Origin of the sequence: Streptomyces sparsogenes subsp. cuspidosporus (assembly GCF_039532705.1) — a bacterium.
Lineage (GTDB): Bacteria > Actinomycetota > Actinomycetes > Streptomycetales > Streptomycetaceae > Streptomyces > Streptomyces sparsogenes.
Genome location: NZ_BAAASD010000092.1, coordinates 1 through 10,571, shown reverse-complemented (window position 1 = coordinate 10,571; position 10,571 = coordinate 1). Strand labels below are relative to the sequence as shown.

The window sequence follows — 10,571 nt, the reverse complement described above, 5'->3', positions numbered from 1 at the left end:
GCTCCTCGATGGGTGCGCGGGGGCGCAGGAAGCCGGGGCGGAGCAGCAGGTCGACGATGGTGATGGCCACATACGCGACGAACAGCCAGCGGACCAGCACCGGTGGGGCGAGGCGAGTGGCGAACGCGCCGGCCGTGGCCCCGACCGCCAGCGGGAGGAGCAGCCCCGTACTGCCGCGGAGGGCGCCGAGCACGGGCCGGGCCGTGACGGTCGTCGCGAAGGCCGCGTTCACCACCATCACCACGGCCGAGGTGGCCGTCGCCACCCGCATCGCGTCCGCGCCGAGCGCGGCGTCCGTCCACACCACCACGGGGACCGCGGCGAACCCGCCGCCGAACCCGAACAGAACCGTCGTCACTCCGGTGAGGAGCCCGATCCCGAGCAATATCGCAACGTCCACGGGACCACCCCACCAGGGGCGCGGCCCTTCCCGCATGCGAAGACCGGCACCTTTCCTTCGCGTCCCGGCCAGTACGGTGGTGCGGTGAGAAACGTCCCCCTGGACGCCGTCGATCACGTCGATCGACTCGTCCTGCCGATCGGCACCGACTACCCGCCGGGGCACGTACTGGACTGGCACGAGCATCGCCGCGCGCAGTTCCTCTACGGCGCCACCGGGGTCATGGTCGTCGACACCGGCGCCGGCACCTGGACCGTCCCGCCCGAGCGGGCCGTCCTGATTCCGGCCGCCACCCGGCACCGGGTCCGGATGCTGGGGGTGAGCACCCGGAGCCTGTACATCGAGCCGGACGCCGTTCCCTGGTGGCCCGCCACCTGCACGGTCGTGGACGTACCGGCGCTGCTCCGGGAACTCCTCCTGAGTGCCGTCGAGTTCGAGGCCGACTACAGCCTGTCGGGGCGGGAAGGGTGTATCGCCACGCTCCTGCTGCACGAGATCGCCGGGCGCACCCCGCTCCCCTTCCACGTCGCGATTCCGCCCTCCGCCGACCTGGCGGAACTGTGCCGGGAGTATCTGGCCGCACCGGCCGTCGCCGTCACCAACGCGGACTGGGCCGGCCGGACGGCCCGGAGCGAACGGGCCTTCACCCGGCGCTTCCGCGCGGAGACCGGCGACAGCCCCGCCGTCTGGCGGGCCCGCGCCCGCCTGCTCGCGGCCGTCCCGCTACTGCGCACCGCTTCCGTCACCGAGGTCGCCGGCCGCCTCGGCTATGCCTCCCCCGCCGCCTTCACCGCCGCCTTCACCCGCGCCTTCGGCCTGCCGCCGTCCCGTTTCACACCAGCGGGCAAGGCGGTCGCCCCAGTCGCGCCGGCCGGGCCTGACCGCGCTTCCGGCACCGACCCGGCCCGGCGGCCGGTGGGGTCCGGCGGGCGCGGAGCGGTCAGCGCACCGTCAGGCGCCGCAGGCGTGGCGCCGCCGCCCGCGCCGGCCCGTCGACCTCGAAGCTGACGTAGCGGGCCGTCTCGGAGGCGGTCAGCCTGCGCACGCGGCCCCGGCCGGTGGGGGTCCCGGCGTCCCGGTAGGTGATGCCGTCCGTGCTGAAGCCGACCTTCGCGCCCGGCGCCGCGCCCTCCGTCCACTCGGTCTCCACCAGGCGGACCGGGCGGGCCGCGCCGAGGTCCACGACCATGCGGCCGCGCGGGCCCGGCTGCCACGCCGTGCGGGCGTCGCCGTCCACCGCCGCCGCGGGGTCGGACATGCCCTCCGGCAGCGGGTTCGTGGGGAAGACGGTCCTGCCGAGGGCCAGGTCGTCGAGCGGGTGGGCGGCCGCGCCGGCCAGGACGACGGTGAGTGTCCGGCCCGCTTCGACGACGGCGACCTCGCTGCGTCCCTGGGCCCGGACGCGCACGGTGCACGAGGCCCCGGACAGGCGCACGGTCGCGCCGTCGACCACCTGGACCCGCAGGCCCGAGGGCAGGCTTCGGCCCGTGACGGGGGTGAGCGTGAAGCGCGGGGGCAGCACGACCGCCGTGGCGCCGGGCAGCGCGGCCTCGAGGGCCGTGCCGTCGGCGGTCAGCGTCTGCGTGCCCTCGAAGACCATCGTGTCCGTGCCGGTGGTGCTCGGGATGGTGATCCGCGTCCTGACGGACTCGCCGGAGAGGTTGAACAGGGTCAGGTGCCCGTCCGTCAGGGTCGTGCGCACCGCGCCGGCCTCCGCCGTGGGTGCGGTCCCCCGGGCGGTCGCGCGCAGCTTCTCGGCCGAGGTGCCGGGGAAGCCCTCGACGAGGAGAGGGGCCGCCGGGCCGTCACCGAGGACGATCCTGTCATCGTAGACGCCGATCGGGTTCCGGCCGTCGCGCACCACGAGCCCGGCGCGTCCCTCGACGTCGAGCCAGCCGCCGCGGCTGCTCACCGCCGGCCTCGGCCCGGTCGCCAGATCTCTCCAGTCCCGGCCGTCCACGGAACCCTGGACGCGGTAGGCGCGGCCGGCCGCCGACTCCCAGCGCAGGGTGACCCGGTCGATCCGGCGCTCGGCACCGAGGTCCACGGCCAGCCAGCTGTCGGCGCGCGGACGGTCGGCCCTCGACACCGCCCAGCGGGTGGCGGCGTCGCCGTCGACCGCGAGCGGCGCGCCCTTCCCGGCGTCGGCCGACGAGGCGGTGGCGGACCCGCCGCGGGCGAGGTCCGCGCCATGGTCGCCGTCGCGCACCTCGAAGGCGTACAGGGAGTACCCGTAAGCCGGGTCGGGCCGCACGCCGAGCATACGGACGTGGCGCACCGTCGTGGGGGTGAAGCCGAGGTCGTCGACCCGTCCGGCGGGCGTGTCGGTGGAGGTGTCGCGGGCGCGGACGGTCGCCTCGCCCTCCTCGAAGCGGTAGGTGCGCGTGCCATCGAGCCCCGGCATGCCGGGCATCGTCAGGTTGTGCACTTCGAGGTGGCCCTCCGCGTCGGCGGTGCCGCTGCTCGCGTAGACGACGGCGCCCGTCGGGAGCGTCGCGAACCCGGCCCAGCCGCCATCGAGCCGCAGGAGCGTCGCGCTGCCGTCGAAGCCGTCGCGCAGGGACTCGTAGACGCGCACGGTACGGCCCTGGACCTTCGCGGCGGTGGCGGGCAGGAACATCGGGGTCGCGCCGCTGAGCCGGAACAGCCAGTCGTCATGGGCCGGTTGCCAGGCGAACTTCACGAACCCGGGCTTCGTCACGGCGCCGGCCCACGCGGCCCGCGACTGGTGCGACACCAGTCCCGGGCCGGTCCCGAAGTCCGTGACACCGGAGGCCAGCGCGAAGAGTTCCTCGCGCGACAGCGCCTCGACGGGCCGCCCGTTCGCCGCCGCCCACACGTGCAGCAGGTAGCTGATCGCGATCTCGGCGCGTGCCTCCGGCTCGTACTTCGGCTCCCCCGAGAACTTCGCCATCCGGTGCTCGGGCGGGTACCGCTGGTACGCCTCCAGCCGTGACGCCAGTTCCTGCTCCGCACGCGCCGCGGCCCGGTCGCGCATCACCTGGGAGAGGAAGGCGAGCGGGATGACGTCCCTGCCGTAGAGGTGCTCGCGGTCGTTGACCATCGGCATCAGCGGTTCGCCCGCGTCGCTCATGACACCCAGCAACGTGTGCCACAGCGGCTGGGCGTTGGGCTGCCGTGCGAGAACCTGCGGGAGGGGGCGTCCGGCGGCCAGGAAGTGCGCGGCATTGCGGCCGGAGGTGCGCCACAGCTCCTCTTGGTAGTGCGGGCCGAAGGAGCCGTGGTTCTCGACGATGAAGGTGTCGTACAGGTTGCGGGCGGTGTTCTCGGAGACGGCGACGCCGTCCACGCGGGCGGGGTTGGCGAGGTCGGCGGGCGGCAGCCCCGCCTCGTTGCGCGACCAGATGCCGTACCACGCGGCCCAGTCGGCGGCGCGGCGGTCGTCGTGGGCCCACGCGAGCGCCGGTGCGAGGGTCTGCGCGTACAGGCCCATCTCTTCCAGCTTGGTGTCGCCGACGTGTCCGCCGCTCAGGCCGTTCGGCGTCCAGCTGCCCGAGGCGGGGTCGTCGCCGCTGCCCAACGACGCCGTGTAGGCCGCCTGTTCGCGGACGATGGTGTCGACGTTGTGCCGTGTCGCGGTGTCGAGGTCCTTCCACAACAGCCGGGCGGCGAGGACGAAGTACGACTGGAAGGTGGTGTCGAAGAAGAGCTTGCGGCCCCACTCGTCGCCGCCGGTGAGCCGGTTCGACGCCGCGAAGTGACGGATGGTGGCGAGCGTGCGCCGCTTCAGGGTCTCCCGGTCGATGCCCGCGAGCGCCTCGTCGTAGGTGCCGTGGGTGAGCAGCACCGCGTGGCCGAGGACCACGGCGAACCCGAAGTCCTTGGCCCGGTAGTGGCCCTGGGCCTCGTCCCACTGCGTCTCGGACCACCGAGTGTGGTCCAGGAGCACCCGCAGGTAGGTGGCCGCGACGGCGTCGGGCGGCGTGTCCGCGCGGCCGTGCGCGGCGTCGGCGCTCGCGGCTCCTGTGAGCGGAGGCAGGGCGGCCAGCGCGCCCGTGAGCCCGGCGAGCTGCAGGAGGCGACGGCGGCGGAGGGGTCGGGACGGGTACGACACGGAACGATACCTCCGCGTGCTCGACAACGTTGTCGTAAGGGCCCGCACATTCTCCGGCGGTCCCGGCGTGCGCGTCAACGGATGTGACACCGATCGTTCACCGGTTTTCGTGGCGTTGTTCGCGAGGCTGATGGCACTGCCGGCACCGGTGACCACGACGATCGCGCTGCCCAGGACGGCGGTCACGAGAGGACTTCCCCCAGGCAGGGGTAGTCGGTGTAGCCGCGGTGGTCGCCGCCGTAGAACGTGGTCTCGTCGGCCTCGGCGAGCAGCGCGCCGACGCGGAGCCGGTGCACGAGGTCGGGGTTGGAGATGAACAGCGTCCCGAACGAGAGGATGTCCGCCAGCCCCTCGTCGACCAGGCGCAGTTGCCGGGGGCCGGCGGGCCAGTCGTGGTGGGTCTCGTGCGGATTGAGCATGAACACTCCTGCCCAGTGCTCCCGCAGTTTCACCGTGAGGTCGCGGTGGCCCGGAAACTCGAATATGTGCAGGTAGGCCAGGTCGCGTGGCAGACCGTCGACCAGGGTCAGGTAGAGCTCGTGCAGGTCCGGCTCGTCGAGGCCGAATGCTGTGCAGCCAGGGGAGATCCGCAGTGCGAGCCGCTCGGGTCCGATGCGCGCGGCGACGGCATCGACGAGGTCGAGCGGGAACCGGACGCGCCCGGCGACGCTGCCGCCGTAGCGGTCGGTGCGGCGGTTGGCGTTGCCGGAGAGGAACTGCTGAACAAGGTAACTGTAGGCTCCATGCAGTTCGACACCGTCGAACCCGGCGTCGATCGCGTTCGCGGCCGCATCGGCGAAGTCGGCGATGGTTTCCGCGATGCCCTGCGTGGTCAGGGCCTGCGGTATCGGGTACGGCTTGCGCACGGCCGGTTCGCCGCCGTGGACGCGCACGACGCCTTCGGCGGCACACGCGGACGGCGCGACCGGGTGCAGCCCGCCGCCGAGAAGTTCCGGGTGGCTGTTACGGCCGGCGTGCATGAGCTGTGTGTAGATCCGGCCGCCCGCGTCGTGCACGGCGTCGGTGACCGGGCGCCAGGACGCGACCTGCGCCGGGTCGTGCAGGCCGGGGGTGTCGGTGTAGCCCTGGCCGACACGACTGGGTTGGGCGGCTTCGGCGACGATCAGCCCGGCGGTGGCGCGCTGCCGGTAGTACTCGGCCATGAGCGGCGTCGCTGACAGGCCGTCGCCGTAGGCGCGGCGGCGGGTCAGCGGGGCCATGGCGACGCGGTTGGGCAGGGTGAGCGGTCCGATGGTGATCGGGTCGAATGCGTTCGGCATCGGGAGTTCCTTCTCGGAGGGATGTGTTCTCGTGCCCCACCACAATCCCCTCGCGCCGATCCCCGCGGCAGGAACACCGTCCCAGGGGGCGCTATCCGACACGAGGGGCCTCGCACGCAGCGCTATCCGACGATCGGAGACGCCCCCTTGACCACCCGCATACTCGGCGCGGTCTCCATCGACAGCAGCCCGGGCAATGCCGCCACCGGGCCCGTCAGGTACTCGTACAGCGCCCTGCCAGTCGGGCACTGCACGCTCGCGTACAGGTTGGACACACCGGTGGTGGCAGCCGCGAAGCTCACCTGCGGATGCTTCGCCAGCGCCTCTCCCGCGGCCACCAGCTCACCCGGCGCGACCGTGAGCCACAACCCCGCCGACGTCCACGACCCCAGCAACGCCGGGTCGACGTCGACGTCGAAGTACACCACCCCGCCCGAGCGCAGCTCCGCCAGCCGCCGCCGCACAGTCGTCTGGGACCAGCCCGTCGCCGTGGCCAGCGACCGGAACCCGGCCCGCCCGTCCAGCGCGAGCGCCTCCAGCAACGCGTTGTCCTCCGTCGACAGTTCCACCGGCCCGGTCACGCCTTTCGCCGTCGGCGGCGACAGCCGCGCGCACTGCTCCGCCGTGAGCGGCCCGTTCTTCGTCAGCGGACTCTCAGTCCCACCGAAGAACGGGTGCAGCACGCGGTGCGCACTCACCCCGGTGACCCGGGGCGTGCGGGGCAGGCGAGACAGCACGGTCGACTCCGCGGCCGGCGTGTCCGCCACCGCCTGAACCATGCACAGGACCTCCGCGCCGCCCGAGGCGATCTGCACCCACGACGTCTCCGCCTGCTTCGCCAGCGCTCGCGCGAGCCCCGCCACCGCCTCCGGTACGCACCGCACCCGCACCAGCCACAACTGCCGCCCCACCGCCTCCGGCCACACCGCACCGATCACCCGAACGCCCGCCTCGTTCCGCAGCCGCGCGTACCGGCGCGCCACTGTCTGGTCCGAAACCCCCAGCACCGCACCGACCAGCGAGAACGCGACCCGCCCATCGATCTGGAGCGCCTGCAGCAGCCCGCGTTCGATCGCGTCCACCATGTGTCCCGTCCTGCCGGTCCGACTCATCCGGCGCGCCCTGTGTGCTCCCCGTACCGGCCACGCCCGGTGGGCTGCGCTCTGCGGCCCACCTCAGGTCACCAGGGGACGACCCCGTCGTCGTCGAAGAGCTGACCGGTCGGGCCGTCGTCCGGCAGGGTCGCCAGCCGGATGGCGATCGCCGCGCCCTGCTCGGGGGTCCCGGTCCCGCTGAATCCGTTGAGGTCGGTGGCCACGTAACCAGGGCATGCGTTGTTGATCAGGATGCCGGTGCCGCTCAGCTCCTTGGCATACTGGATGGTGACGGCGTTGAGGTAGGTCTTCGTCGGCGCGTAGGCCCCGCTGATTCCCCCGAGGTCGACACCGGGTGTGGTCTGCAGGGTCAGGGAGCCGACATGGCTGGACTGGTTGACGATCCGCGGGTGTGCCGAACGGCGCAGCAACGGCAGCATCGCATTGGTGACCCTGATGACGCCGATGACGTTGGTCTCCACCAGTCGCCGCACGGTGTCGAGGTCGATGGTCGTGGGTTCCTCCGGCCAGCCGCCGGCCACTCCGGCGTTGTTGACCAGTACATCCAGCCGCCCCGCACGCTCCTCGATCAGTTGGACCGCGGCGATCACGCTCTCGTCGTCGGTCACGTCCAGGGGCACGCCGAAGGCGTCGGCACCAGCCGCGCGCAACTTCGCCACGGCCTCCTCCCGGCGCTGCGCGTCCCGGGCGCCGACACCGACACTCCAGCCCCGCGCACCGAGCCCGGCCGCGATCTCGTACCCGATTCCCTTGTTCGCGCCAGTGACCAGCGCGATCGTTTTCTCGTTCACGACAGCGAGCATGCCCGCGCTGCGGCCGAGCACCAACACCCTCTCGGTAGCGCAGCAATACCCGAACGACATCGATCAGCCGTGAGCCGCCATGCACAGGTAACACACGGCTGCCTGACGCCGTATGAGACGACCTCTTAGCCTGGTCGCATGGAAATACGCGAGCTGCGGTACTTCGTCGCCGTCGCCGAGGAGCTGCACTTCGGCAAGGCCGCCCAGCGCCTCGGGATAGCCCAGCCGCCCCTGTCCCGCACGATCACCCAGCTCGAACGGCGGCTCGGAATCGCACTGCTGGAACGCACCAGCCGCAAGGTCACGCTCACCGAGGCCGGAGCCGTGCTGCTGGCCGAAGCACACGCGATCCTCAGCGCAGTGACCGCAGCCGAGCGGCATACTCAACAGGCCGCGACAGCACACCCCGGCCTCGTCCTCGCCGTCAAAACCGGCACCGTCGGCGAGCTGCTGACGAAACTGCTCGACGCCTACGCGGCGGAACCCGGCGCAGCCACCGTCGATCTGCTGCTCTGCGAGGCACACCAGCACCAGCGGCTGCTGCGGGACGGGCAAGCCGACGTGGCGCTGCTCCACCTGCCCTTCGACTCAGCAGCCGGGCTCGACACCGAAACCCTGTGCACAGAGGGACAGGTCGCGATCCTGCCGGCCTCACACCCGCTCGCCGGCCGCCCCCAGGTCCGGATGGCCGACATCACCACCCTGCCAACCCTCCCGATGGCCCGCTGGCCCGGCCCCGGCGGCAGCTACCCAGAAGGACCGGGCGCAGAGGTACGGAACCTGACACAGCTCTTCCAGCTGATCGCGCTTGGCCGTACCACCGTGGTCATTCCCGAGTCCGCCGCCGCCGACCTGCGCCGGGACCTCGCCGCCGTGCCGGTCGTGGATGCCCCTCCCGTGACAACGGTGATCGCCTGGCCGCCGCACAGCCGCCTTCGCGCAGTTGCCGACCTGATCCGCGTGGCAACACGTCTTTGAACCCGGACGAGAAGGGCCCAGCGCCCCGGGCCGATTCTCGCCCCGGAAGCCAACACGCCACAGCGCGCCCCGGTCTCCGGTGCGGGGCACCACTCGTTCATGCGGAGCCGGCTTCAGCGCTCGGCGTCGTCCTCGACGAGCCGTCGCAGGGAGGGAAGCAGGGCGTCGAGGTCCTGCCCGGTCCTGAACGCGACGACGGTGGTACCGGCGCCGGGCTCCGGTGAGGAGCCGGGCGCCCGAAAGAGGGCGAGCACCTCACGCATCGCCTCGTCCACCTCGGTGACCGGGTCGGACGACTCGCCCCGGAGCCAGCGACGCAGCACGTGGTTGTGCGCGGCGACCACCGCGGCGGCCATGAGTTCGGCCCTCAGCGACGCCGATTCCGTCGGACCCCCCATCCAGTCCGCGATGAACTCCCGGAACAGCCGCTGATAGCGGCCCACACTGGCGATCTCCCGGTCACGCAGGGCAGCCACCTTGCTCGTGAGGGCGTAGCGCCGCCTCGCCAGGTCGCCCTCATCCACGTAGTGCAGCAGTACGAGTCGAACCGCGTCCGACACGGCGACCAGGGCGGTGCTGTGGCTCGAGGTCGCCAGCCGATCTCTGATCAACGCCAGGAGCCGGTCGTGGTCCGGAAAGATGACGTCTTCCTTGGAACGGTAGTTGCGGAAGAACGTCGTGCGCCCGAGCCCCGCTCGCTCAGCGATGTCATCGACGGTCGTCTGCTCGTATCCGCGCTCGTCGAAGAGCGCGAACGCGGCATCCGCCAGTCGGATCCGTGCAGGTAGCTTGCTCATGATCCCCCATCCTTCCCCGCCCTGCCGCGCGGACGCCACTTGCCTCGCCTCGATGGGACTGAGTACTTTACTTGCGGCACTCAGTGCCATAGCTTGGCCATGCACGCCACCACAGCGGTGCGACGTGCCCCAGCCGTGACCGGTGAGCCACCACCTCCCGTCACGGGTCGTTTCGGGCCGGGGACGGAGAGAGACACCGTGCTCCATACAGTGATCGAAACCACGGACAGCGCCCCCGTCGAACGGGAGGTCGATCCGAGTGCGAGCCCACTCCCGGAGGCGGACTGCCCCACGCAGGTGCCGCTGGGTGGGGTGGGAGGCGGAGAGCTGTACTTCCAGCGCTGCCGCTGGTGTGGGACCGCGGTCTTCCGCCGCCTGTTGTGTCCCGTCTGCGCCTCCACCGATTTCGCCTGGGAGCTCAGTCGTGGCACCGGGGTCATCCGTCATGTCCTGGCCGTGCGCCGGAGTCCCGGGAGACAGTGCGCACTCGCCACCATCAACGTGAACGAGGGATTCTGGCTGTGCTCCAGGGTCATCGGAGTGCCACCGCTCATCGTGCGGGTCGGGGCCCCGGTGTGTCTGGCAGAAGGCGTCGAGTCCGGCCCTCAGGGACTCCTCTTCCGCCTCTGCGAGCCTCCGCAACCTCCGACGCGATGAACGTCGCGGCACGCCCACTTGCTCCAGCGACGTCTGGGGTGTGCACGTCCCCCACGACACCCCCTGTCCTCGAATTCGGCCCCGCGGGCCATGTCCCATCACCTCTGGAGTGCCTCCGATGACCCCTCGTGTCTGCCGCCTCCCCCTCCGCCCCCCGATGCCGACCGATTCGTTCCTGCCGAGAACGCTGAGGCGCGATGACGTAACGGTGCCCCCGGGCGCCGGTCCGGCGGGACCGCTTCACCAACCGACCACTCCCATCCCGGGTTCCAGCGCCAACGCTCGTAAGGGGGCCAAGCAGTGAGCACCGAGCCCGCGCAGCCGGCCGATGTCGACAACCACACCACCGCGGGGAAGCTCGCGGACCTTCAGCGCCGCATCGACGAGGCCACCCACGCGGGGTCGGCGCGAGCGGTGGAGAAGCAGCACGCCAAGGGCAAGCTGACCGCGCGCGAGCGCATCGGCC

8 protein-coding genes and 2 pseudogenes are annotated in these 10,571 nt (G+C 72.0%); 4 read left to right on the top strand and 6 right to left on the bottom strand.

What is annotated here, in order from left to right:
- The coding region (locus ABFY07_RS42050) for a TSUP family transporter (protein WP_346179520.1) at window positions 1–400 on the bottom strand (400 nt) is incomplete at its 3' end.
- An 84-nt stretch (window positions 401–484) separates the two neighbouring features.
- On the opposite strand from ABFY07_RS42050, the pseudogene ABFY07_RS42045 reads away from it, so the two are divergent.
- Window positions 485–1,237: pseudogene (locus ABFY07_RS42045) on the top strand (AraC family transcriptional regulator); the annotation flags it as partial.
- Between the two features lie 103 nt (window positions 1,238–1,340).
- Here ABFY07_RS42045 and ABFY07_RS42040 read toward each other — a convergent pair.
- The 4 genes from ABFY07_RS42040 to ABFY07_RS42025 form a co-directional block, all read right to left on the bottom strand.
- Window positions 1,341–4,475, bottom strand: coding sequence for a discoidin domain-containing protein (locus ABFY07_RS42040; RefSeq protein WP_346179519.1), 3,135 nt, complete (start codon window positions 4,473–4,475; stop codon window positions 1,341–1,343).
- Between the two features lie 182 nt (window positions 4,476–4,657).
- Entirely contained in the window at window positions 4,658–5,755 is a 1,098-nt protein-coding gene (locus ABFY07_RS42035) for an alkene reductase (RefSeq protein ID WP_346179518.1), read from the bottom strand.
- 122 nt (window positions 5,756–5,877) lie between these two features.
- On the bottom strand, window positions 5,878–6,840 hold the full coding sequence (locus ABFY07_RS42030; RefSeq protein WP_346179517.1) for an Lrp/AsnC family transcriptional regulator: 963 nt from the start codon (window positions 6,838–6,840) through the stop codon (window positions 5,878–5,880).
- 95 nt (window positions 6,841–6,935) lie between these two features.
- A complete protein-coding gene (locus ABFY07_RS42025) occupies window positions 6,936–7,673 on the bottom strand; it encodes an SDR family oxidoreductase (RefSeq protein WP_346179516.1) in 738 nt (245 codons plus the stop codon).
- A 138-nt stretch (window positions 7,674–7,811) separates the two neighbouring features.
- Between ABFY07_RS42025 and ABFY07_RS42020 the strand changes: the two genes are divergently transcribed.
- Complete coding sequence (locus ABFY07_RS42020; RefSeq protein ID WP_346179515.1) at window positions 7,812–8,651, top strand: LysR family transcriptional regulator; 840 nt, start codon at window positions 7,812–7,814, stop codon at window positions 8,649–8,651.
- A 113-nt stretch (window positions 8,652–8,764) separates the two neighbouring features.
- On the opposite strand, the gene ABFY07_RS42015 is transcribed toward ABFY07_RS42020, so the two are convergent.
- Window positions 8,765–9,448 carry a TetR/AcrR family transcriptional regulator gene (locus ABFY07_RS42015; RefSeq protein WP_346179514.1) on the bottom strand — a complete coding sequence of 228 codons (684 nt, stop codon included), beginning with the start codon at window positions 9,446–9,448 and terminating at the stop codon, window positions 8,765–8,767.
- A 99-nt stretch (window positions 9,449–9,547) separates the two neighbouring features.
- Between ABFY07_RS42015 and ABFY07_RS43375 the strand changes: the two genes are divergently transcribed.
- Complete coding sequence (locus ABFY07_RS43375) at window positions 9,548–10,105, top strand: Zn-ribbon domain-containing OB-fold protein (RefSeq protein WP_428837116.1); 558 nt, start codon at window positions 9,548–9,550, stop codon at window positions 10,103–10,105.
- Between the two features lie 300 nt (window positions 10,106–10,405).
- Window positions 10,406–10,571: pseudogene (locus ABFY07_RS42010) on the top strand (methylmalonyl-CoA carboxyltransferase); the annotation flags it as partial.

Coding starts and splice junctions, on each gene's coding strand:
- ABFY07_RS42035 (WP_346179518.1), bottom strand. CDS start 5,755: ATGCCGAACGCATTCGACCCGATCACCATCGGACCGCTCACCCTGCCC.
- ABFY07_RS42025 (WP_346179516.1), bottom strand. CDS start 7,673: ATGCTCGCTGTCGTGAACGAGAAAACGATCGCGCTGGTCACTGGCGCG.
- ABFY07_RS42020 (WP_346179515.1), top strand. CDS start 7,812: ATGGAAATACGCGAGCTGCGGTACTTCGTCGCCGTCGCCGAGGAGCTG.
- ABFY07_RS43375 (WP_428837116.1), top strand. CDS start 9,548: ATGCACGCCACCACAGCGGTGCGACGTGCCCCAGCCGTGACCGGTGAG.
- ABFY07_RS42030 (WP_346179517.1), bottom strand. CDS start 6,840: ATGGTGGACGCGATCGAACGCGGGCTGCTGCAGGCGCTCCAGATCGAT.
- ABFY07_RS42015 (WP_346179514.1), bottom strand. CDS start 9,448: ATGAGCAAGCTACCTGCACGGATCCGACTGGCGGATGCCGCGTTCGCG.